Annotated in this window: 18 protein-coding genes and 1 pseudogene; 12 read left to right on the top strand and 7 right to left on the bottom strand. The window is 63.9% G+C overall.

All coding sequences use genetic code 11. The features are described from left to right. Positions 1-14: 14 nt before the first annotated feature. Complete coding sequence (locus AC1DWA_RS27850; protein WP_020906438.1) at positions 15-1850, top strand: acyl-CoA dehydrogenase; 1836 nt, start codon at positions 15-17, stop codon at positions 1848-1850. A gap of 85 nt (positions 1851-1935) precedes the next feature. On the opposite strand, the gene AC1DWA_RS27845 is transcribed toward AC1DWA_RS27850, so the two are convergent. Next, a complete protein-coding gene (locus AC1DWA_RS27845) occupies positions 1936-2565 on the bottom strand; it encodes a hypothetical protein (protein ID WP_477846290.1) in 630 nt (209 codons plus the stop codon). 179 nt (positions 2566-2744) lie between these two features. On the opposite strand from AC1DWA_RS27845, the gene AC1DWA_RS27840 reads away from it, so the two are divergent. Together AC1DWA_RS27840 and AC1DWA_RS27835 are read left to right on the top strand one after the other, a co-directional pair. Then, a complete protein-coding gene (locus AC1DWA_RS27840; RefSeq protein WP_019747147.1) occupies positions 2745-3467 on the top strand; it encodes an ATP-binding cassette domain-containing protein in 723 nt (240 codons plus the stop codon). A 5-nt stretch (positions 3468-3472) separates the two neighbouring features. Continuing rightward, entirely contained in the window at positions 3473-5485 is a 2013-nt protein-coding gene (locus tag AC1DWA_RS27835) for a YhgE/Pip domain-containing protein (RefSeq protein WP_019747146.1), read from the top strand. Here AC1DWA_RS27835 and AC1DWA_RS27830 read toward each other — a convergent pair. Continuing rightward, on the bottom strand, positions 5482-6006 hold the full coding sequence (locus AC1DWA_RS27830) for a nucleotidyltransferase family protein (RefSeq protein ID WP_477846421.1): 525 nt from the start codon (positions 6004-6006) through the stop codon (positions 5482-5484). The two genes, AC1DWA_RS27835 and AC1DWA_RS27830, sit on opposite strands and share 4 nt — an antisense overlap. A 119-nt stretch (positions 6007-6125) precedes the next feature. Here AC1DWA_RS27830 and AC1DWA_RS27825 point away from each other — a divergent pair, with 119 nt between their 5' ends. From AC1DWA_RS27825 to AC1DWA_RS27815, 3 genes are all read left to right on the top strand, one after another. Next, the gene (locus tag AC1DWA_RS27825) at positions 6126-6371 is read left to right on the top strand and encodes a helix-turn-helix transcriptional regulator (protein WP_019747144.1); all 246 of its coding nucleotides are present in this window, start codon (positions 6126-6128) and stop codon (positions 6369-6371) included. After that, positions 6368-6856, top strand: coding sequence for a hypothetical protein (locus AC1DWA_RS27820; protein ID WP_019747143.1), 489 nt, complete (start codon positions 6368-6370; stop codon positions 6854-6856). The genes AC1DWA_RS27825 and AC1DWA_RS27820 overlap by 4 nt, the downstream gene beginning before the upstream one ends. 85 nt (positions 6857-6941) lie before the next feature. Next, a complete protein-coding gene (locus AC1DWA_RS27815; RefSeq protein ID WP_030534635.1) occupies positions 6942-7925 on the top strand; it encodes an LLM class F420-dependent oxidoreductase in 984 nt (327 codons plus the stop codon). Between the two features lie 4 nt (positions 7926-7929). On the opposite strand, the gene AC1DWA_RS27810 is transcribed toward AC1DWA_RS27815, so the two are convergent. Both AC1DWA_RS27810 and AC1DWA_RS27805 read right to left on the bottom strand, forming a co-directional pair. Next, complete coding sequence (locus AC1DWA_RS27810) at positions 7930-10212, bottom strand: VanW family protein (RefSeq protein WP_060938368.1); 2283 nt, start codon at positions 10210-10212, stop codon at positions 7930-7932. 294 nt (positions 10213-10506) lie between these two features. Then, positions 10507-11862 (bottom strand): acetyl-CoA C-acetyltransferase, encoded by a 1356-nt coding sequence (locus AC1DWA_RS27805; RefSeq protein ID WP_021343064.1) that lies wholly within the window; start codon positions 11860-11862, stop codon positions 10507-10509. 130 nt (positions 11863-11992) lie between these two features. Here AC1DWA_RS27805 and AC1DWA_RS27800 point away from each other — a divergent pair, with 130 nt between their 5' ends. Continuing rightward, the gene (locus tag AC1DWA_RS27800; protein ID WP_003945596.1) at positions 11993-13339 is read left to right on the top strand and encodes a 3-oxoacyl-ACP reductase; all 1347 of its coding nucleotides are present in this window, start codon (positions 11993-11995) and stop codon (positions 13337-13339) included. Further along, entirely contained in the window at positions 13339-14202 is an 864-nt protein-coding gene (locus AC1DWA_RS27795; RefSeq protein ID WP_084326925.1) for a MaoC/PaaZ C-terminal domain-containing protein, read from the top strand. Before AC1DWA_RS27800 ends, AC1DWA_RS27795 begins: the two co-directional genes overlap by 1 nt. Positions 14203-14303: 101 nt before the next feature. Here AC1DWA_RS27795 and AC1DWA_RS27790 read toward each other — a convergent pair whose 3' ends face one another. Both AC1DWA_RS27790 and AC1DWA_RS27785 read right to left on the bottom strand, forming a co-directional pair. Next, positions 14304-14903 (bottom strand): TetR/AcrR family transcriptional regulator, encoded by a 600-nt coding sequence (locus tag AC1DWA_RS27790; protein WP_003945885.1) that lies wholly within the window; start codon positions 14901-14903, stop codon positions 14304-14306. Positions 14904-14975: 72 nt separating this feature from the next. Then, entirely contained in the window at positions 14976-16154 is a 1179-nt protein-coding gene (locus AC1DWA_RS27785) for a glycoside hydrolase family 3 N-terminal domain-containing protein (protein ID WP_019747138.1), read from the bottom strand. Positions 16155-16255: 101 nt separating this feature from the next. On the opposite strand from AC1DWA_RS27785, the gene AC1DWA_RS27780 reads away from it, so the two are divergent. From AC1DWA_RS27780 to AC1DWA_RS27765, 4 genes are all read left to right on the top strand, one after another. Next, a complete protein-coding gene (locus tag AC1DWA_RS27780; protein ID WP_003945900.1) occupies positions 16256-16723 on the top strand; it encodes a universal stress protein in 468 nt (155 codons plus the stop codon). A 45-nt stretch (positions 16724-16768) separates the two neighbouring features. Then, positions 16769-17857, top strand: coding sequence for an isochorismate synthase (locus AC1DWA_RS27775; protein WP_477917341.1), 1089 nt, complete (start codon positions 16769-16771; stop codon positions 17855-17857). A gap of 129 nt (positions 17858-17986) precedes the next feature. Further along, positions 17987-18160 (top strand): DUF2613 domain-containing protein, encoded by a 174-nt coding sequence (locus tag AC1DWA_RS27770; protein ID WP_003945488.1) that lies wholly within the window; start codon positions 17987-17989, stop codon positions 18158-18160. A gap of 43 nt (positions 18161-18203) precedes the next feature. Beyond that, complete coding sequence (locus tag AC1DWA_RS27765; protein ID WP_477846422.1) at positions 18204-22538, top strand: alpha-(1->3)-arabinofuranosyltransferase; 4335 nt, start codon at positions 18204-18206, stop codon at positions 22536-22538. 23 nt (positions 22539-22561) lie between these two features. On the opposite strand, the pseudogene AC1DWA_RS27760 reads toward AC1DWA_RS27765, so the two are convergent. Continuing rightward, positions 22562-23611: pseudogene (locus AC1DWA_RS27760) on the bottom strand (acyltransferase family protein); the annotation flags it as partial. Positions 23612-23862 lie beyond the last annotated feature (251 nt).

Below are 23862 nucleotides of genomic sequence, written 5' to 3'. Positions count from 1 at the left end.
GAGAAGCAGAAGACATGGGCCATTACAAGAGCAACGTTCGGGACCTGGAGTTCAACCTCTTCGAGGTTCTCGGACTGGAGAAGCCACTGAGCGAAGGCGCTTGGGGCGACCTGGATGCCGACACTGTCCGCAACATGCTGGCAGAGGTCGCACGCCTGGCCGAGGGACCGCTTGGCGAATCTTTCGCCGACGCGGACCGCAACCCCCCTGTCTTCGATCCCGAGACGCACACCGTTGCACTTCCGGAATCCTTCAAGAAGTCGTTCAAGGCTCTGTGGGATGCCGAGTGGTACCGCATGGGACTGAGCGAAGAGGTCGGCGGCGTGCCGGTTCCCCGCTCCGTCGTGTGGGCCATCGGTGAGCTGATCCTGGGCGCACAGCCTGCGGCGCACATGTACCAGGCCGGACCCGCTTTCGCGGACGTGCTGTTCAACAACGGCACCGAAGAGCAGAAGAAGTGGGCAGCCACCATCGTCGAACGCGGATGGGGCGCCACGATGGTCCTCACCGAGCCCGACGCCGGCTCCGACGTCGGTGCCGGACGCACCAAGGCGATCAAGCAGGACGACGGCTCCTGGCACATCGAGGGCGTCAAGCGCTTCATCACCTCGGCCGACTCGGACGACCTGTTCGAGAACATCTTCCACCTCGTTCTCGCTCGCCCCGAAGGCGCCGGACCCGGCACCAAGGGCCTGAGCCTGTTCTTCGTCCCGAAGACGCACTTCAACTTCGAGACCGAAGAGTTCGGCGAGCGTAACGGCGTCTTCGTCACCAACGTCGAGCACAAGATGGGCCTGAAGGTCTCCGCCACATGTGAGGTCACCTTCGGTGGCCACGGCATCCCCGCACAGGGCTGGCTGGTCGGCGAGGTCCACAACGGCATCGCCCAGATGTTCGACGTCATCGAGCACGCTCGAATGATGGTCGGCACCAAGGCAATCGCCACCCTCTCCACCGGTTACCTCAACGCTCTCGATTACGCCAAGCAGCGCGTTCAGGGTGCTGACCTGACCCAGATGACCAACAAGGCAGCGCCGCGCGTGACCATCACGCACCACCCCGACGTGCGTCGCAGCCTGGCAATGCAGAAGGCATACGCCGAAGGCCTGCGCGCGGTGTACCTCTACACCGCAGCACACCAGGACGAGGTTGTCGCCCAGCTCGTCTCGGGCGCAGACAAGGACACCGCGTTCCGCGTCAACGACCTGCTGCTCCCGATCGTCAAGGGCGTCGGCTCCGAGCGTGCGTACCAGTACCTGACGGACAGCCTGCAGACCCTCGGTGGCTCCGGCTTCCTGCAGGACTACCCGATCGAGCAGTACATCCGCGATTCCAAGATCGACTCGCTGTACGAAGGCACCACGGCCATCCAGGCTCAGGACTTCTTCTTCCGCAAGATCGCTCGTGACCGCGGCGTCGCGCTCGCTCACGTTGCCGGACAGATCAAGACCTTCATCGACAGCGAAGCCGGCAACGGTCGCCTGAAGGCGGAGCGCGCACTGCTCGCCACCGCACTCGAAGACGTCCAGGCCATGGCTGCCACGCTCACCGGCTTCCTCATGGGAGCTCAGGAGCAGCCCACCGAGCTGTACAAGGTCGGCCTCGGTTCCGTCCGCTTCCTGATGTCCGTCGGCGACCTGCTCATCGGCTGGCAGCTCCTCCGCCAGTCCGAGATCGCTCTCGCGGCACTCGACAACGGCGCTTCCGACAAGGACAAGGGCTTCTACGAGGGCAAGGTCGCCATCGCGTCCTTCTTCACCAAGAACGTCCTGCCCGAGCTCACCGCTTCACGCGAGATCATCGCGAACACCGAGAACGACATCATGGAGATCGACGAAGCAGCATTCTGATTCGTTCCTGATTCATGAAAAGTGCCGGTCCCGAGAATGTTTCGGGACCGGCATTTTCATGCTCGGCAGTCAATGCAATCTGTGGTCATCTGCGCTCGACGGTCGGGCAACTGATCTGTGCGGACAGTACGGACGTCGTCGGTTGTTCGCCGGGCCGTGCCGCCGTTCCTACCAGGGAAAGCGCCACGCGCCTGCGGTCCGGAGAACTGACTATTTCGATGGAATTGTCGACGCCGCCGCCGAAAGACACGAACTGTCCGCTCTGATCCGAGAACATCATCGTCGCCCCGGACTGACCTGGTTCCGGGTTTTCGTTCACGTAGACCTGCAACTGGAAATCACGCCCCGGATATTCGCCGCCGCCGTCGTACTCGTAGAAGGAACTCGTGTGCACCTCGTAGGCCCACTGGCGGTGACCGGCGGGCAGCGAATCCGCCCAGTTGTGCTCGAAACACGTGACGGATCCGGGCAGCGAGACATTGGCTGCGCCGCTCCACCCACCGGACAGGGTGATGGCTCCGTATGGCGCTGCTTCGGACTCGTACCGATCGGAAGGCAAGGGCGGAACGGTCACGGGTCCGACATTGCGACCGGTGAACTCGAAAAGCCTCTCGCTCGACACGAACGGGGGCGACTCGCGCTCACCGGCACAGGAGACAACTGACAGGGCGGCCATGACCAGTAACGCGCACATACCGCGTCTACGAACCGGCACCTCGACACCCCCTGTCCGTTTCAAACAGAATACATACCGTTCGGTCTCCAAGTTACCGATCGTGTCCGACACATCCCATTCGTGGGACCGCTCACCCGCTACCGATGTGATTGGGTGAGCACGAACGTCCACTGAACCAGCACTCGGTTCTTTCGAAGGCCGAGTAGATCAACAGACAGGTGATCATCGTGGTCGCACCAGAGCACGCACAACTCGATTACGCCCCTGAACTGGCATTGACCGCCACGGACTTGGCGCTCGACGGCCCATGGGGGCCGGTGTTCGGACCCGTCAATCTCGAGATTCGTGCGGGCGGTGTGACCATCCTCGAAGGCTCCGCCGGTTCAGGACGTACGTCCTTACTTCTGACACTCAGCGGACGAATGAAAGCCAGTTCCGGATCACTGTCCGTCTTCGGTCGAACGCGTCCCCGAGAGATCTTCGAGATCGCCGGGGTCGCCGGGTTCGAGGACATCGACGAGCTTGCCGAGTCCGTCACCGTCCGAGATCTGATCACCGAACAAATTCGCTGGGATGCGCCCTGGTACAAGCTCATCGGACGTGCCGGAGACCGCGAACTCGAAGCGGTGTGCGCTCCCGTCTTCGGCGATCATCCGTTACCTGCGCTCGGCCGGTACGTCAGCGATCTCGGGGAACTCGAGGCGACCCTGCTGCGTATCGCCGTCGCGAACACGAAGAAGCCGGCCCTGCTCGTCGTCGACGATCTCGAACAGGTGCGGCGCGACTCCGAACGCGCGTACCTCGTCGAGCGACTCGTCGAGATGGGGAGCTACCAGACCATCATCGCGTCGACCGTCAACCCGCTGCCCGACGGGTCACCCATCGATGCCGTCGCCCTGCTCCAAGAAGTCACCAATCCCGACCAAGAAGGGGCGAGGTAACCGCGATGCTCGCTGGAATGTCTCTCGGAACCGAACTCAAGCGGTTCTCCCGCGGCGCGATGCCCAGGATCGCACTCGTCACCATCATCTTGATGCCACTGCTGTACGGCGCAATGTACCTGTGGGCCTTCTGGAATCCGTTCGGTGAGGTCAACAAGGTCCCCGTCGCACTGGTCAACACCGACCGCGGTGCAATGGTGCAGGGTCAAGAGCTCAAGGCTGGCGACGAAGTAAGCCAAGCACTTCTCGATTCCGGTGAGCTCGATCTCCACCTGGTCTCACAGCAGGAAGCCGAACAGGGAGTCTCGGACGGGACGTACTACTTCTCTCTCACTCTGCCCGAGAATTTCAGCGAGGCCGTTGCCTCCCCGACGTCCAAGGACCCCCACAAAGCTCAGTTGCAGTTCACCTTCAACGACGTCAACAACTACCTCGGCACCATCATCGGCCAAAATGCCGCCCAGCAGGTTCTCAGTCAAGTCAGCGACAAGATCGGCGCGCAGTCCGTCGAGACGGTTCTGGTCGGATTGACCGATGCGGGTGCAGGTTTGAAGCAGGCCGCCGACGGAGCACTCCAGCTCTCGGCCGGAGTGAACACTGCCAACGCCGGAGCCGGCGAATTGGCGTCGGGCTCGAAAACTCTGGCAGACAACATGGTTACCGCACGTGACGGCGCAGCCACTCTTGCCGGCGGTACAGCGCAACTCTCGACCGGCATCAATACCGCCACGGACGGCGTCCTCGCACTGACCGACGGTTTGGGGCAACTCGATCTCGGAGCCGTCCAACTGGGCGACGGCGCAAGCCAACTCAGTGGTGGCGTCACCCAGGTCGTCGACCAACTGAGCGTCCTCGGGAACACACAGGCAGACGTCGCACAGCTGGTCGGGCAGGCGGTGGCCAGCCTTCGGCTGAACCCGGATCCTGTCAGCCAACAGATCGCCAATGCCCTCGCGCCTGCCCAGGACATGCTGCGCACTCAGGGTTTCGGTGAAGCGACCATGGGCCAACTTGGCGAACTCAAGAGCGGTGCACAACAACTCGCTTACCAACTCGACGATCCGTCGAGCACCTTCCGAGCCGGGCTGAATGCCGCGGCCAACGGCGGCGGTGAACTCCGCAACGGCCTGGTGCAGCTGCGTGACGGCGGTCAGCAAGTCAACGACGGCGCGCAAACCCTCAGCAGTGGACTGGTTCAACTCACCGACGGCAGCGTCCAACTCTCCGATGGTGCAGCCAAACTCGCCGACGGCACCGAGCAACTCCGTGCCGGGTCTGCCGAACTCGCGACCAAACTCACCGAGGGCGCCGGTCAGATTCCCAGTTGGACCGATCAGCAGCGAACCGCAACCGCTCAAACCCTCTCCAGCCCGGTCGAACTACAGGAGACCTACGAGAACCGGGCAAGCACCTTCGGTACCGGTTTTGCTCCGTTCTTCCTGCCCCTCGCGCTGTTCGTGGGCGGCATCATCACCTGGATGCTGCTCAAGCCGCTCCAGAACCGGCCCATCGCAAACGGACTCGGCGCGCTGCGAGTGGTCCTCGCCTCGTACTGGCCGGCATTGCTCATCGGCATCTGCCAGGTGATCGTGATGTACCTGGTCGTGCACTTCGCCGTCGGCCTGCACCCCACACACGCCCTCGGCACCGTCGGATTCCTGATGCTCATCACTGCCACGTATATGGCGTTGATCCAGGCATTCAACGCCATCTTCGGAGTATCCGTCGGACGCGTCATCACCCTGGCGTTCCTGATGCTGCAACTGGTTTCGGCCGGCGGCATCTATCCCGTCGAAACCACCGCGAAACCGTTCCAGATCATCCACCCCTTCGACCCGATGACCTACGCGGTGAACGGGCTACGACAACTCACCGTCGGCGGTATCGACTCGAGACTGTGGGTCTCGATCGCCGTCCTCGGCGGCCTTCTCGTCGCCTCACTCGGGGCCAGTTCACTTGCTGCACGCCGAAATCGGCAATGGACCATGGACAGGCTGCATCCGCCGATCGAAGTCTAGGTCAGGGTCTCCGGCCAAGGCTCCACGGTCAGCGCAGGCCATTCCCTGCGCCAACGTGCCGCCTTGGCCTCGTAAACCTCTCTCGGCGCCAGCACCGGGTTGGGGCGGACGATCATGTCGAAAAGATCGTCGTATCCATGCGGGGCATACACGTCCACAGTGCCGCCCGCGGCCTTGGTGATCCCGAAACAGCAAGTTGTGGAAGCGAAGTGGTCGATAGCGTCGCGGCAACTGGTGAACGGAACGCCGGGAATCCCGAAATGCTGCTCGTACCACAGGTGCACGCGGGCTTCGTTGCGTACTTCGACATCGGCATCCACATCGGCGAACAGTTCTGCCGCCGAACGAATCACACGGTCCTCCGCGTCGTAGCTCAGATCGCCGGCGTCGAAATAGAAGAGGTCGTAGTCCTTGATTCCGGCGCCGAGGTCACGGCCGTCGATGTGATTCCAGACGGTTTGGAAGAGCCCACCCGCCGTCAGGTACCACTCCGGCAATCCCAGCTTCGGCGCCCGATCCATGATCGTTGCGACCACTGGATTGGCCAGGGCGATCTCGAGAAATCGTTCACGCGTGCTCGTCAGCCTCTCATATGACAAGTAAACTTGACATCATGTGACAAGTATTCTTTACTTTTCCTATGACTGGAAAGGCCGGCGACAACAACGTGCGGGAGCACCGACGCCTCGCCGGCCTCACCCAGGCGCAACTGGCCACGGCAGGTCAGGTGAGCAGACAGAGCATCGTCTCCGTCGAACGCGGCGACTACGCACCGAGTGTCTACCTGGCACTTCGCCTGGCACTGGCACTGGGGACCACCGTCGAAGCGCTCTTCCCCTTACCCGAATCGGCACTCACCGCAGAAATTCCAGAGGAGACGGCATGAGCACCATGATGAAGGCAATGCGGTTCGTCGGAGATCTGGACGACGACTTCTACAAGGACGAGCGGCAGCGCGACGTCTGGAACGAAGCCTCGGCGGTGGGATTGCAGAGTGTCTTCTGGGCAGTCTTCGTCAGCTCGGCGATTCTGCCCTGGGTCGCCGGCCGAACAGGGGCGTGGATCTCGCTCGCGCTGCTGATCGTCGCGCTGTTCGGCTCGGTGGTCACGATTGTCTATGCACTTCGACGCGACGTCGATGTCTACGTGTTGTCCAACTACAACCGTCCCCGGGTCGTGATCAGCATCGCGCTGTACCTCGTCGCCGCAGTCGGCATCATGGCGCGCCTCAAATTCGATTCGTACGAAGAATCGTCCACGTGGGTCGGCGCTCTCGTCGGCGGAATCGTCGGTGGCGGCGTCGCAATCGCGGCAGTCAAGCTTCACCAGCAGCGCGCCAAGCGACGCGAAGCGGCCGAAGAACTTCTCTGAATTCCGGAAGTCTGCCCAGCACAACGGAATCCATAGAGTTGGTAAAATCGTGCCGGGGCCTCCGATCACGAGTAACGTCGAAACGGTGAGCACTCGCCTCGGATACCAGATGCCCAACTTCAGCTACGGCGGTCCGGTCAAGGACCTCTTCCCCACCGTCATAGCGCAGGCCCGCGAAGCCGAAGCCGCAGGCTTCGACACTGCATTCGTGATGGATCACTTCTACCAACTCCCCGGAATCGGAGCGCCGGACGCCCCGATGCTCGAGGCCTACTCCGCGCTCTCCGCGCTGGCGACGGCCACCGAGACCATCCAGTTGTCTGCACTGGTCACGGGAAACACCTACCGCAATCCGCCCATGCTCGCCAAGACCGTCACCACCCTCGACGTGGTGAGCGGCGGTCGGGCCATCCTGGGCATCGGCGCCGGTTGGTTCGAACTCGAACACAATTCGTTCGGATACGAGTTCGGAACGTTCACCGAGCGCTTCCAGAAGCTCGACGAAGCACTGCAGATCATCGCGCCGATGCTCCGCGGTGAGCGCCCCACCTTCGACGGCAAGTGGTACCACGTCAAGGACGCCATCAACGAGCCTCGAGTCCGCGACGACCTGCCGATCCTGCTCGGCGGTGGCGGTGAGAAGAAGACGTTCGGCCTCGCCGCTCGCTTCGCGGATCACCTCAACATCATCTGCGACCCCTCGGAACTGCCGCGCAAGATGGAAGCACTTGCGGCACGCTGCGACGAAGCCGGTCGCGATCCCGCAACCCTCGAGACCAGCTTCCTCACGTTCATGATGATCGACGAGGACGGCGACAAGGCTCGCGCGCATCAGCGAACATTTCTCGCGGAGCGTGGACTCGACATCACCACGGCGCCGCAAGACGTGGTCGCCAAGGCCACCGAACGCCATTTCGTCGGCAGCCCGGACGACGTCGCCGAGCAGGTTCAGACGCGCATCCTCGACCACGGCATCGACGGCGTCGTGATCAACCTGATCACCAACGGCGAAGAGCCAGGCATCGTCGACCTCGCGGGCCGCACCCTCGGCCCACTCGTCGGCAAGTAGTTCCCTACTCGCACTTCACGATCGGCACCGGGTCGTACTTGACGGTCCGGGTGTTCGAGGAAATCTCGGCGCCACTCGCGTGGTCGGTGATCACGCGGGTGTCGCTGACCGTGAATCCGGGCGCACCGCTCGAAGCGACACAACCAGGCCCCTCCGGCAACGTCACGGTGTTCGGCGACGTCGGCGACGTACGCGGGCCGGTCGTCGAAGCGACATCGACGGTTTTGGTTCCCCAGATCCGAACGGTGATGTTCGACGACGTCGCAATCGTCTCGATCATCACGCCGGTCTTCGCCGGATTACGGAACTGCAAGTCGATCGCACCATCGAAGATGGTCGCCTCACGCGCTTCGGGGTACCGCGAGATGTAGTAACTGTGCTCGGTGTGCGCGACGTCGTCCATGCCTGCGAAATACGTCGCGTTGTAGAGCGTCGTCGCGAGCTGGCTGATACCGCCGCCGACAGCCTTGTCCGGGCGACCATTGTTGATGATCCCCGACTCGACGTATCCCTGAGCCGCACCGCGCGGACCCGTGTACTCGTTGAGCGAGAACGTATCCCCTGGCTTGATCACGGCCCCGTCGATCTCCGATGCGGCCAGGCCGATATTCACACCAGACGCGTATTCGAAACCACCGGTGGTGAATTCGCCGATCACCTCGTTGATGCCGAGGGCATCCGCGGCTTCGGTGGTCAACGCCGGCGGGACCGGTCCGTACACGGCGGGCGTTGCCCGAGAAGCCGTGCTGCCCAGCAGAACCGGAAGTTCCTTGACCGTGTCCGGCCAGTTGATCAGATCACCGACAACACCCGGCACAACCGACGGCTTACCACCGGCGAAGGTGAACGACGCGTCCTTGGGTTGTACTTCAGTCGATACCAACTGCGGAGTCAGAATCTTGATCGCAGCATCGGTGTTGTACTGCGGAGTCAGCCCACCCGAGCCGTCAGGGGTGAAGGTCAGAACCTCACCGATCTGGTCGACGCCGAGCGTCGCAACCTTGCCGTCACGGCCGTTGACCACGACATCACCCGAGGCAGCCGGAATGGCAATCTCCTGCAGTGCGCGATCGACACCGGCCTGAGTGACCGTCACCGGCACCTCGTCGACCGGAAGATCGACGACGCCACCGTCAGACCACTCCGCGGCGAACGTTGCGCCCGCCTGCTGCGTTTCGAGAGCCTGGCCGGCGGCAGGTGAAACACCCGTCGCCTTCCCACTCTCGAACACGACTGCGCCTTCGACGGGCGCACGATCGCTGTTCGCCGCAAGCTGCGACATCGAGGCATCCAACGCACCCTGGTCGACCGTCGACACCACGGGCACCTCGCGGGAGCCGAAGAACGACGTGATGCGGGTGATCGGATTGATCGGCTGAGCGTTCACGCCCGAGAGCGTCGCCGACCAGTCGACGTCCACACCCGCAGATGCGGGAACGATCTGGGAATCGACGCCGCCGGCATGTACCGCTACCGGTTCGACGAGCCTTGGGCCGAGTTCGGCGCGCAGCGTGGCCTCTGCGTCGGCAGGCGTGAGATCACCGATGTCCACCCCGGCGACCTGGGTGCCGCGTGGTGTCTTCCCCGACGACGTGAAGATGTCCACTCCGTAGGCAATCACTGCGACGGCAAAGATGGCGCCGAGTGCTATCGCTGGTTTGACCCACTTACGGGAAGAAGCCGGAGCGGGCGCTTCTGGCTGTTGTTGCGGTGCTGGTGGTGCAACTGCCTCTGGTCCGCGGACAACAGGCTCGTACTGCTGCTGGATGGGTTCGAATTGCTGGGTGTCGTACTGCTGCACGAACTCGGGACGCGGCGGCTTCGGGGGAACCACCACTGCCGGGGGCTCGAACTGCTCTGTCTGCTCGTCGATGGTTTCTGTCGCCGGAGCCGAGTCGACTACTTCCGTCGGCGGTGCGTCCTCCGCTGGGACGACTGGGATGACGGTGGTGACCTCGTTTGCCGATTCGTCGATGGCCGGTTCGACGATTGTGGGCTCGACGATTGTCGGCTCGTCTACTGCTTCGTCGACTGTCGCTTCTGTGGAATCGATTGCTTCTTCGTCGACAGGCCTTGGTGCTTCGGCTGGTTCAGGTTCTACTGATTCAGCCTCGACAACCGCCTCGGTCTCCTCAGGGGTCTTGGGTTCCTCGACCGACTCGGTCTCTTCGACCGCCTGAGGTTCCTCGACCGACTGAGGTTCCCCGACCGACTCGAGTTCCTGTTCCGGGAGGGACGAGTCCTCGCTGTTCGTCTTCTCGACGGACGGACCCTCTTCGTCACTCACCTGTTGGCTCCTCGCTGCATCAACCGTCGCTGCGGCGCTCACCGACAACTCAATACAGGATATCCGGACATACGAGAGCCCCGGGCTGCTGCCAGGTCGGGGGTCAGGCAGCAACACGGGGCTGTCATGAATATCGGTAGCTATTCTGCAGCGTTACACGCCTGCGCGAAAAAGTTTGCAAAGAGTTCGGGGATCCGGCCMCCCCTCGTGGCCGGATCCCCGATTACGCATCCCCTCGCGACGATCACTGCAGGTGAGCGCAGTTTTCAGTCGCGTGGGGAGATTGTAGAGCGGTTACCGCTCGATGATCGCCGTGACACCCTGGCCACCGGCCGCACAGATCGAGATCAGGCCGCGGCCCGAGCCCTTCTCCGCGAGCATCTTTGCGAGGGAAGCCACAATACGTCCGCCGGTTGCCGCGAACGGGTGACCTGCAGCCAAGGACGATCCGTTGACATTGAGCTTGCTTCGGTCGATCGATCCCAACGCGCCGTCGAGGCCGAGGCGTTCCTTGCAGTACTCGTCGGACTCGAAGGCCTGCAGGGTTGCCAGAACCACCGAAGCGAAGGCTTCGTGGATCTCGTAGTAATCGAAGTCCTGCAAGGTCAGACCGTTGCGGGCCAGCAAACGCGGAATCGCGTACGTGGGAGCCATGAGCAACCCGTCTTTGCCGTGGACGTAGTCGACGGCAGCGGTTTCGGAATCGACGAGGTGCGCCAGAACCGGAAGGTTGCGCTCGGCGGCCCACTCGTCGGTGGAGAGGAGCACTGCAGAAGCGCCGTCGGTGAGCGGCGTCGAGTTGCCTGCCGTCATCGTCGCGTCGCCGAGCTTGGTACCGAAGACGGGCTTGAGCGTCGACAGCTTCTCGACGGTCGAACCGGGACGGAGGTTGTCGTCGCGGGTCAGGCCGAGGAACGGGGTGACGAGGTCGTCGAAGAAACCGCGGTCGTAGGCAGCCGCCATGTTCTTGTGGCTGGCAGCGGCAAGTTCATCCTGGTCCTCGCGCTTCACGCCGAATTCCTTGGCGGTGATCGCAGCGTGGTCACCCATCGACTTGCCGGTGCGAGGCTCGCCGTTGCGCGGAATTTCGAGACCGAGCATGCCCGCACGGACGTTGCCGAGCAGCTTGATGCGGTCGCCCGTGGACTTCGCGCGGTTGAGGGAGAGCAGGAACTCGCGCGCCTGATCGTTGACGCCGATCGGGGCGTCGGACGTGGTGTCCGTGCCGCCGCCAATGCCCGAATCGATGCGGCCGGCCGAAATGGCGTCGCCGACGGCGATGATCGACTGCAGTCCCGTGCCACACGCCTGCTGAAGGTCGTACGCCGACGTGTACGGGCTCAGCGCGCTGCCGAGAACGGACTCGCGAATGAGATTGAAATCACGGCTGTGCTTGAGCACCGCACCGCCGACGACCATGCCGAGCTTCTCGCCCTGCAGATTGAATCGGCTCACCAGACCGTCGAGCGTCGCAGTGAACATGTCCTGGTTGGACGCCTGTGCGTACGCCTTGTCCGAGCGTGCGAACGGAATGCGATTTCCGCCGACGATCGCAACCGGACGGCGCTGACCTGCGGACTTCGCAGCGGCTGCGGCCGGTGCGGTGCGCGGTGCGGCGGGCTTTGCGTTTGAACGGGCTTTGCTTGTCACTTGCGTCTCCAAGGATGGTGCGATTACCTGTTGAAGACTATTCTTACTCAGTAGTAAGTTACTTGTCTATCGCCGCATTCTTTCGATTGCCCGGTGAGAGACAACCCGAAACACAACAGAAGGTAGGACCGTGGCAGCCAGCAAGGGAGCTCCCGACCTCTATTCACAGTTCCTCTCGTCCGCCCCCGGCGCATTCATCGCGTCGAAGGCCGGCCTGCCCAGGCCCGAGAACCTGCGTCGCTACAAAGCAGGGGAACCCGCACTCGCCGGACCTGTCCTCATCGGCGGCAAGGGTCGGCTCGCAGAACCACTTCGCGTACTGCTCTCCGACTACCCGGCCGCTCAGGCACACGACAGCAGCTTCGGCGGACTCGTGTTCGACGCCACCGGAATCACTCAGGTCAGCGAGCTCGAGCAGCTGTTCGAGTTCTTCCAGCCCGTGATCCGCAACCTCGCACCGTCGGCTCGCGTCGTCGTTCTCGGCACGACGCCGGAAGAAACGTCGAGCGTCGACGAGCATGTCGCGCAGCGCGCGCTCGAAGGCTTCACCCGCAGCGTCGGCAAGGAGATCAAGCGCGGCTCCACCGCTCAGCTGGTCTACGTCTCCCCCAAGGCGTCCACCGGACTGTCCGGCGTGGAATCGACTCTGCGCTTTCTCCTTTCGGCAAAGTCCGCCTTCGTCGACGGCCAGGTCATCGTCGTCGGCGCTGAAGATTCCGTCGCGCCCGCAAGCTGGGACAAGCCGCTCGAAGGCAAGGTTGCCGTCGTCACCGGCGCAGCCCGCGGTATCGGCGCCACCATCGCCGAGGTCCTGGCCCGCGACGGCGCACACGTGGTCTGCGCTGACATCCCGGCCGCCGGCGAAGCACTGTCCGAGACCGCAAACAAGGTCGGCGGCACGTCCCTCGCCCTCGACGTCACGGCGGCCGACGCAGCCGAGGTCCTCGCAGCTCACCTCCTCGAGCGTCACGGCGGAGCCGACATCATCGTCCACAACGCCGGCATCACCCGCGACAAGACCCTCGCCAACATGGACGAGGGCCGCTGGAACATGGTCATGAACGTCAATCTTCTTGCACCGCAGAAGATCACCGAGCACCTCGTCGAGAAGGGCGCTCTCAAGGAAGGCGGCCGCGTCGTCGACGTCTCCTCCATCGCCGGCATCGCGGGCAACCGCGGCCAGACCAACTACGGCACCTCCAAGGCCGGCGTCATCGGCCTCGTACACGCCGAAGCTCCCGTCCTGGCGAAGAAGAACATCACCATCAACGCCGTCGCACCGGGCTTCATCGAGACCGCCATGACCGCAGCCATCCCCTTCGCCACCCGCGAAGCCGGCCGCCGCATGAGCTCGCTCCTGCAGGGCGGCGAGACCGTCGACGTCGCCGAGACCGTCGCATACTTCGCCAGCCCGGCTTCCAACGCCGTTACGGGACAGGTCGTTCGCGTCTGCGGCCAGAGCCTCCTGGGCGCATGATGGCAACAAAGACCGTCGCGCTCACCGAGCAGCCGAAGACCATCGACATCTACTCCCGGGCGGTACTGGGATTGTTGCCGTGGAACAAGTCCAACTCGCGCTCGGTGCCACAGCAGACCTTCACCCTCACCGGACTGAAGGTCGACACCGACAATCTGGCGGCGTACTGCCGCGTGACCGGACTGCGATTCGGCGACACTCTGCCGATCACGTATCCCTTCACCTTGGCCTTCCCGACCGTGATGAAGCTGATGGTGTCGAAGGACTTCCCCTTCGCCGCCGTCGGCTCCGTTCACGCCGAGAACGTCATCGAATCGCTGCGGCCCATCTCCGTCAGCGAACCGCTTGACCTCTCGGTGCATGCCGAGAACCTGCGTGAGCACCGCAAGGGCCTGCTGATCGACGTGATCACCGAAATTCGGGTGGGACGGGAACTGGTCTGGCGACAGACCTCGAGCTTCCTGAACCAGCAGAAGACCTCCCTGTCCGGCCAGCCAGGTCCGGAGCCCAAGGCCGACGAGGTCCCGCCGATGCCGATGAGCACCATCCGCGTCGACCAGACCACGATCAGCAAGTACGCCGCCGTCTCCGGCGACCGCAATCCGATTCACGTCTCGTCTCTGGGCGCCAAGGCTTTCGGTTTCCCGAAGACCATTGCTCACGGAATGTGGAGTGCCGCGGCAGTTCTGCGGACCGTCGAGGGGTCCGTCGCGGACAAGGTCACCTACAGCGTGCGTTTCGGCAAGCCGATTCTGCTACCGGCGACGCTGAATGCCTACGCTGATCGCACCGACGGCGGCTGGGATCTGTCGCTGCGTCACCCGAAGAAGGGTTACCCGCACGTCACTGCGACGCTGCGCTGACCTGAGTTTTGTCGGGTTTCCCACCCACCCCAATTGAGCGAACGTACCTTTCGGCGCCTTGGATGCGCTGAAAGGTACGTTCGCTCAGATTGGTTTGGGGGCTATTCGGACTTCTTCTTGCCCGACAGACCGCGCCACGCGAGGGATTCGAGTAGATCCGCTGCGGCATCCACTTCGATTTCCCCACCCGCGACCCGGTCGGCTACCGCCTCACCGGCGCCGACGAGCGCAATGGCGATGATCCCGTAATCGTGCGCGGCATCAGGATCCTTGGTGCTGGACTCGAGCAGATGCGCAGTCAACTCGATCAACCGATCGCGGCTGGACTGCACGGTTCCCGCAAAAGCCTGCTGCCCGACGGCCTGACGGTAGAGCACCATCCACGACTTGCGGTTTGCGCCCACGAACCCGAGGAAGCCCTCGAGAGCGGCGCGCAATTGTTCACGCGGAGTCAGGTTCGGCGCACCGGCCGGGGCGAGCGCTTCGAGGAAGCGGAGCCCTTCACGATGAATGCACGCCGCGAACAACTCTTCCTTCGAGCCGTAGTACAGGTACAGCATCGGCTTCGAGATCTCGGCTTTGGCTGCGATGGTGTCCATCGAAGTTTCGTGAAACCCCCTGTCGGAGAACACGTCCACAGCCGCGTCGAGCATCTGCTGCTCACGCACTGCGCGTGGCAGTCGCTTGGTACCGCCGGCCATGCTTCCTCCAACCACAGGGTAAATGTCGATCTTACTCTACGGTAAGATTGTGCGTCGAATCCCGACTTCGACTCAGCAGGTCACGGCACCTTTGGCAGTGGCAACTGTGACCACGGCCTGATCGACCCGCGCCTGCGGAAGCTCACCGGACGCGACGGCCTGCTCGAGATGGTCGAGCACCCGCGGAACGTCGTCGGTTGTCAGCCACAATGCCTGATCGACTCCAGCCACCAGCGCAGCCTGAACCGCGTCGGCAATATCGTATCGGTCGGTGATCGCCTGCATTCCGCTGAGGTCGTCGGTGAATACCGGGCCGGTGAACGGCGCTGCGCCGTAACCCACTCCGTCGCGAAGCAACGCGACGGCGGCGGGGCTGATGCTGGCAGGGGTACCGGGCTCGGTCAGACCGGGAACCTCGAGGTGACCCATCATGACGCCGACTCCGGTTCCCGACAGCTCCCGGAAGGGAATCAGGTCCGACGCGATCAGATCCTGCAAGGGCGGCGTTGTCACCTCACCCCGGTGCGAGTCACCCGACGCGCTGCCATGTCCGGGAAAGTGCTTGATCACCGGGAAGATTCCGGCATCGCGCATACCCTGCGCGTACGCACCGGCGTAGGCAACCACGGTCTGGGGGTCGTCGGAGTACGAGCGGTCCCCGATCACGGAGTCGTCGGGTTGGCTGCTGACGTCGACGTCGGGGGCGTAGTTGACGGTGATCCCGAGATCCTTCAACCCGCGTCCACGCTCGAGCGCCATCTGGTACGTCTGTTCCACTGTCATGGTCTGCGCCGTTTCTCTGGCCGACGGATCGGGCCCGAGGATGTCCGCGACGCGGGAAACTCGTCCACCTTCTTCGTCGATCGTCACCATCAACGGCAACTTCGACGCCGAAGCAACCTGCGGCACTTCGCGATTGGTGAGCATCGACTGATCGGTCCAACTTCCGACGAAGATGCCGCCGATCTCCTCGTTCTGCACTATCGACAACGCGTCATCGGTCCCGGTGACGCCGACGTTGAGCAGCTGGGCAAGTTTCTGACGCAGGGACAGTGAAGCCAGAAGGTCACTACCGCACGACGCGGCGACGGGCGCGGAGCTGGATGCCGCAGGCGTCGACGTGATCTCGGAGGTGGTGCTGGTCGGGGCGCTCGAAACCGGATCGGCGGTCCCGTTTTCGCCCGAGCATCCCGCAACCAACCCTCCGCATAAAGCAATGGTCGTCGCAGCCTTCAGAAACTTGATCCGCATACCTCGACCGTAACGGACCCGGTACCCATACACTCCCTCACGGGCACATCGGGACGGTAGCCTGGAAGAGAACCGATTCCCCCGCTGACGAGGAGGTCGTGATGCCACAAGGTCTGATGCTCATCGCGTACGACGGTTCCGACAACGCCAAGCGTGCAGTCGACTATGCGGGGCGTTTCCTCTCCGCCAATCGTGCTGTTCTCGTCACTGCCTGGGAGCCGATGGTTCGCCAGGCCGCTCGCATGTCCGGCCTGTCCGGGGTGATGCAACCGGAGTGGGTTCCCGACGACGACGTCGAGGACATCGCGTACACCGACGCCAAAGTCACCCTCGCCGAGGGCGTCGCACTGGCCGAGGCCGCAGGCCTGACCGTCGAAGGCAGAAGCGCCGAGTGCCGATCCGCGATCTGGTCTGCAATCTGCGAAACCGCAGACGAATTGGACGTCGACATCATCGTGACCGGCACCCGTGGCACTACGGGTTTGCGGTCGCTACTGCAGAGCAGCGTCGCGGATCATGTTCTGCGTCACAGTCATCGGCCGGTGTTGATCGTCCCTCCAGGGAAGTGACCTTCGCGCATTCCTGATCCGTGGCCGACTAGTGTCGAAGCCACCATGGACGGTTTTGTTCTCTCGCGCCCCGATCACAGCGTGGTCACCCGCGGCGTACGACGCAGCTTCGACAGCTCCGACGCGGCCACCCACGCTCTGTCGGCAGGTACGACAAAGCTGATCGTCGGAGCGCTCCCCTTCGACCCGGCTGCCGCAACCGCGTTGTACRAACCTGCCGAGGCGACGATCGCGTCGCGGCCGTGGCAACCGCGCGATCCCCAGGCCCTGCCGACGACCCGGGTTGACCGGGAGATCCCGTCGTCGTCGGAGCATCTTCGTCGAGTGGAAAAGTTGATCGGACGTCTCCGCAGTGGAGAGATCGACAAGGTTGTCGCGGCTCGCACTGTGGAACTTCGCACGCAGACCCCGATCTCCCCGACCGCGCTCGCCGCACGCATGGCGGCGCTCAATCCCGTCGCCAACACCTTTGCCGTCGACCTCTCTGCTGCGGGAGCCGAATTCGAGGGCCACAGCCTGGTCGGCGCGACGCCCGAGGTATTGGTCAGTCGACGCGGGCGCGTCGTGACATGTCGCCCGTTGGCCGGGACCACAAAGCGATCCGCCGACGCCGATCAAGACCGCGAGGCAGGCGAAAGCCTTCTGCATTCGACGAAGAATCTGGCCGAGCACGCCTTCGTGACGGCGTGGATCCGCGAGGTCCTGCAACCGATGTGCAGTGATCTGTCGGTGCCGGCAACTCCCGAACTGACCAATACTCACGAGGTCTGGCACTTGGCCAGCCCGATCCGCGGCACGCTGCGAAACGACACCACTGCGCTCGACCTCGCCATCGCTCTGCATCCGACGCCCGCGCTGTGCGGAACACCCACCGACGCGGCACTGAAAGTCATCCGCGAGACCGAGGAGCCTCGCCGTTTCTACGGCGGCGCCGTGGGATGGTGCGACGGGGCCGGTGACGGCGATTGGGTGGTTGCCATCCGCTGCGCCGAGATCAGTGCGGACGGCCGCAACGCCTGGGCCAGCGCGGGTGGTGGAATTGTCGCCGAATCGGATCCACAGGACGAACTCGACGAGACATCTACGAAACTGCGCACTCTGTTGACCGCGCTCGGTACCGAAACCCTCGACTGACCAGCACGTCACGAGGGTAATCGTCCGGATTCTCGAGTGCGGGTGATACCTTGACCCGAGCAGTTCGTACGGGCCGGTAAGTCCGTCCGACCGCGAACGACCGACTAACGACCAATTGGGAGATCCGCGATGACGAAGTTCCTTGTCCCCGGTGTGGCCAGCGCTGTCATCGGTGCCGTTCTGGGTGCCGGCGTCATCTTCGGTGTCACGGCCGCCGCGTCGGACAACACTCGTCCCGAGATCGACCGCAGCGGAAACGCAGATTCTTCCGTGCTGAACCAGGTTGAGTACGGCAGCCGCTGAGAGCGCAGGCCTCGCGAGTTCCCGTTCTTCCGCCGACGCAGCGGTGTCTTCGGTAGACACCGCCCCGTCGGCAGAGCCCCTGTCGAAGCGGTGGCTGTTCGGCGCCTCCGTCGTAGCGTTTCTTCTCACTTTTCTGCAATCGCCGGGTCTGATCACCGCTGACACCAAGTACGACCTGACGCAGAATCCGTTCGGTTTTCTCGAACGCGCGTCGCATCAGTGGAGTAGTCAGGCCCCGCTCGGCCAGGTTCAGAACCAGGCCTACGGATATTTCTTTCCGCACGGGCCGTTCTTCGCGCTCGGCGAGTTGGCGAACATTCCGCCGTGGATCACCCAGCGCATCTGGTGGGCGCTGCTTCTGATCGCAGGATTCTGGGGCATCATCCGAGTTGCCGAGGCTCTCGGTATCGGCAGCCGTAGTTCGCGCGTCATCGCAGCGGTTGCCTTTGTTCTTTCTCCCCGCGTGCTGACCACGCTCGGTTCGATTTCCTCGGAAACCCTGCCGATGATGCTGGCGCCGTGGGTGTTGTTGCCGGTGATTTTGGCTTTCGGCCCTGTGCGTGGAAAAGGAGTCCCTGGACTCCCTAACCACTCACGGGGGTTGAGGCGGTTAGCCGCACAATCCGCGCTTGCCGTCGCGCTCATGGGTTCGATCAATGCCGTCGCCACCGCCGCGGCCTGCCTGGTCGCGATCATCTGGTGGCTCTCGCACAAACCCAACCGAACATGGCTGACGTTCACCGCGTGGTGGGCGCTGTTCGTCGCTCTCGGCACGCTCTGGTGGATCGTGCCGCTGCTTCTGCTCGGCAAGATCAGCCCACCGTTCCTCGACTACATCGAGTCCGCCGGTGTCACCACGCAATGGGCGTCGCTGGCCGAGATACTTCGCGGCACAGACAGTTGGACCCCGTTCGTCTCCCCCGAACGCATTGCCGGCGCCGTCCTGGTCACCCAGCCCGCAGCAGTTGTCGCCACCGGTCTGGTTGCCGCCGCCGGCCTCGCCGGGCTCTGCATGCGGTCCATGCCTGCTCGCGGCCGGCTGACGCTCATCCTGTTCGTCGGTATCACCGGCCTGGCCGCGGGATACGTTGGTGAACTCAGCTCACCGGTGTCGGAGTCGGTACGCCTGTTCCTCGACTCGGCGGGCGCTCCGCTGCGCAACGTCCACAAGCTCGAGCCGTTGGTCCGTCTGCCGCTGGTGCTCGGACTCGCACACCTGCTGGCCAAAGTGCCACTACCGGGATCGGTTCCACTCGCCCGATGGCGCCGCGCGTTCGCCCATCCCGAGCGCGAACCGATGGTCGCACTGACCAGCCTGATCCTCGTTGCCCTCACCCTCTCGACTGCCTTGGCCTGGACGGGAAAGCTCGCTCCCCGCGGTGCTTATCCGGACGTTCCCTCGTACTGGAACGAAGCAGCGCAGTGGCTCGAGGACAACACCTCCCCCGGATCGGAAGCCGAACGTGCCCTGGTCGTCCCGGGAGCGCCCTTCGGCAGCCAAGTCTGGGGTCTGACGCGTGACGAACCGCTTCAGGCTTTGGCGAGTACGCCGTGGGCGGTGCGTGACTCGGTCCCGCTGACCCCTCCCGGCGCAATCCGAGCGCTCGATTCCGTGCAACGTCTCATCGCCGACGGACGTCCGTCGGACGGCCTCGCACAGACCTTGCTTGGGCAGGGCATCCACTACCTGGTGATGCGCAACGACCTCGACGGCGAAACGTCGCGCTCGGCCAGGCCGATACTCGTGCACCAGGCGGTCGAAGGCTCGCCGGGGATCGAGCGAGTCGCCCACTTCGGTGAAGACGACAGCCCCGAACCGATCGAAGGGCTGGTCGCGGACAGCGATCTGCGTCCCGGTTACCCGGCCATCGAAATCTTCGAGGTCACCCCGCCCGACGGCACCCCGGCGGTCAGTGGCCCGTACTCCGTCGACCTGAACCAGGTTCCGCGTGTACAAGGTGGGCCGGAATCGTCTGTGCGACTTCACGAAAGCGGGCTGGTTCCGGGGACCGGGCCGATGATTCTCGCCGCCGACGCCGAAGCTGCGGGACTGCCCGTCGATTCTGTCACCGTCACCGACACACCGCGCGATCGGGAAACCGATTTCGGTCAGGTCGACAACCACAGTTCCGCCCTGCGCACCCCTGACGACGCTCGTCGTACCTACAATCTGGTGCCCGACTACCCGGTAGCGAACACGCCTCTCGTGGAAGGCCGTTGGAGCGGAGCTTCGATCACCGTTTCCAGCGCCGCCTCAGATGCCACCCAGCTGGGCGGCACTTCACCGTCGAGCAGTCCCGCGTCGACGGTCGACGGCGATCCGGCCACCGGCTGGTTCAGCAACGGCATCGAGCGCGCACTGGGCCAGTGGTTGCAGATCGACTTCGACACACCGATTTCCAGTGGGTTGCTTCATCTGACCACCAGTGCCGCGGCAATCGGAGCTCCCGTCAAATGGCTCGAGGTCTCGACACCGAACGGCAGCACGGCGGTGAAGGTGGAGCGTCCCGGTGAGCCCATCACCGTCTCGATTCCGGGTGGCAACACTCCGTGGGTACGCGTCACAGCGACTCACACCGAAAACGGATCGCCTGGAACACAGTTCGGCATCAGCGAACTCTCCGTCGAAGACTTCTCCGATCGCAGCGCGCCGAAGACCGTACCGATCCGTTTCGACACGGTCCTGCCGAGTACGCCGACGGGCGCATCCGTGAACGCGTGGAACCTGAGCCAGGAGTTCCCCGGCCGCAACGCCTGCGCCGACTCGACGGACCGCGTGCGGTGCAGCAATGCATTCATGGCGATACCCGAAGAGCCGAGCCGCTTCCAGCGCACGCTCACGGTGCCCGAAAACACAGTCGTTGCACCGACACTGACTGTCCGAGCGCGTCAGGGCAACGCCCTCGAAGATCTGCTTTCCATCCCCGGCCGAATCACGGCTTCGGGTTCGAGCGACATCGGCGACACACGCGGATCTGCCTTCGCTGCCACCGACGGCGACGCACGCACCACGTGGTCGGCGCCGCAGAGCACCACAGAACCGGGCGGCCCGAAACCGACGCTGACTCTCAATCTTCCCGAGCCCACCCTGGTCACCGGCCTGGACATCACCCGGGGACTTGGCACTCTGCCGTCGCTGCCGACCAGTGTCGCGGTGAATCTCGGCAACGGGCCGCAGGTGCGAGAGCTGCCCGAACCCTCGGACGACACGCCTCGAACCAGTCGAGTTACCCTCGCCCCCTTCGTCACCGACAAGATCGTCCTGAGCATCACCGCTTGGGAACCGGTCCTCGATCAGACGGCGCTCGGCTTCGCCCAGGCGCAGCCCACCGGCCTCGCCGAGGTCGGCGTCGTCGGTGCCGACGGAACCCCGATCGCCGGTTCCGGAGTGCAGGGCGCAGAATCATTCGACAACCGCACCGTCACCGTCACCTGTGGCGACGGCCCGACCATTTCGGTTGCCGGACAGCAATTCCCCACCTCGATCACGGCGACGGCGACGCAACTTCGGACCGGCGCACCCGTCGAGGCACGTGTGTGCGGTTTGGACGCTTCGGCGACTTTGCCGGCGGGACAGCCTGAAGTGGTCGTCGAACCAGGCCCCGCGTTCTCGGTCGACAATCTCGATCTGACGGCGGTCGGTCCTTCAGCCGCGCAACGGAATACACCGCTCGAATCGACCGCGTGGACGGCGAATCACCGCGAACTCACCGTCACGAGCTCGTCCGCCGATCAGCTGATCGTCAATCCCGAGAGCACCAGCATCGGTTGGATCGCCACGGCGCCGGACGGTTCCGAGCTGACGCCGGTGGTCGTGAACGGTTGGCAGCAGGGCTGGATCGTGCCGGCAGGCACCGCGGGAACCGTCACCATCGACTTCCCCAGCGACCGTTGGTACCGCCTCGGCATCTTCGGCGGGCTCGTGTTGCTGATCCCGCTGTTGTTCGCGGCTCTTGTCCCCACGCGCCGAGAGCCCAAGCCCCTCACACCACCCCGACCGTGGCGCAGCGTCGCGGCAGGATGGGTGGGCATGCTCGCGGCGGCCACCGTCATCGGCGGCGGAGTGGGAGCGGCGATCGCAGTTGTGTGCTCGATCCTCGGACTTGCCGCGCTGCGAATCTTCGGCCCGGCTCGGACCGCACGCATTCTCGTCGGCACCGCCGGCGTGGCCGCGATGATCGGCATCACGCTGCTCTCGACCGGACCGTGGCGAGCGCCGGGCGGCTATGTGGGCGACTCGTTCGCGATTCAGTTCTCGATGTTGGTGGCCTTGGTCGTGACCGGGTTGGCCGCGTTGCCCTTCGCCGGTTCACCGATGTGGCGGCGCTTCTCCCACCGCGTGACCGCGACGCGCGCCGGTTCCTCCACCAAGGCGTAACTGGCCGAGGCCACAGCGACGCTCAGGACGACCGTGAGGGCCAGGACGTAGAAGAAGCTGCCAGAGAACGGAACTATGCCGAATACGGGGAACACAGCGTTCAGTACGGCCAGGTGCCAGATGAACAGGCCGTAGGACCAGCGTCCGATTGCCAGCGCCAAAGGACTGGCCAGGAACCGATGCTGCGATTGATCGCGCAGAACCAGTGGCGCGATCAACGAGAAGCTGATGATCGCACCGAGTGCAATCTTGATCGCGTACTGCCACGGCTCAGGCCGCACCAGACCTTCGGGCCCGGCCAGATCAGTGCACGAGAGAACGAAGGCGATAAAGGCAATGAGGGTCAGGAGTACCCGACGGTGCGCGAGGCGATGCACCCATGTCGACGGGCCCACTGCCAGCTCGGCCAGCACCATGCCGGCGCCGAACCACGGCAGGTAGCCCGGCAACCAGTTGTCGTGGTGGATAGCGTCCGGCGTCGGAATCGGAATGAATGCCCACGTCAAGGCCAAGACCGACACCCCGAGCAGAAGCGGCAGCCGGAACCGGACCGAGTTTCCTCGTAGTCGGACCATCAGATACGCGAAAAGCGGCAGCAGAACATAGAACGCCACCTCGACCGACAGGCTCCACATCTGCGTGAGGCCCTCGGTGAGTGTCAACGGCACGAAGACCTGCGCCAACCCGAGATTCGCCAACCACACTTGGTAGCCCCCGCCGGCACCGGGCAGGAACAGCAGGATCAGGACCACTGCCACCCAGTACGCCGGCAGAATGCGCGTCGCGCGGGAGATCCAGTACCGGACGGTCGACTGCGGCTGCCCGATTCCGCGAGCCTTTGCCGCGTGGGGGCGCCACAGGAGAAATCCGGACAAGGCGAAGAACACCGCTACGGCGAGATCGAGTCGACCGAACGCGCGCCCGATCGCACCGGACTGCGCTTCACCGGTCTGGAACGCGACATGGGTGACGAGGACGCCGAGCGCGGCCAATCCACGCATACCGTCCAAAGCCGGAACGAAGCCCCGAGCCTGTGGCGGGACCGTCTGAGAGGAATTCGTGGAACTGATCATCACGGATAAGTGTGCACCCCAGGCCGATTGAGGGAAACCACCAGGGACTCACAACAAAATGCCTGGCCAATTCATGCCCTCATGCGACAAACCGGGCCGGTGGACTGTTAGTGTTCTGCCACACATGGTGTCCATCGGGGGCCCCATGCGATCTGCGCAGCTCATATTGTGCCGGTTGGGGAACCTCGAAAGACTTAACGGGTTAGGAGTCACAGCATGGCGGAACGCTCAGGGCGCGGAACGCTCAGGGC

Source organism: Rhodococcus sp. P4_F3_2 (assembly GCF_056401335.1).
This window is presented reverse-complemented; position numbering and strand designations above follow the sequence as displayed.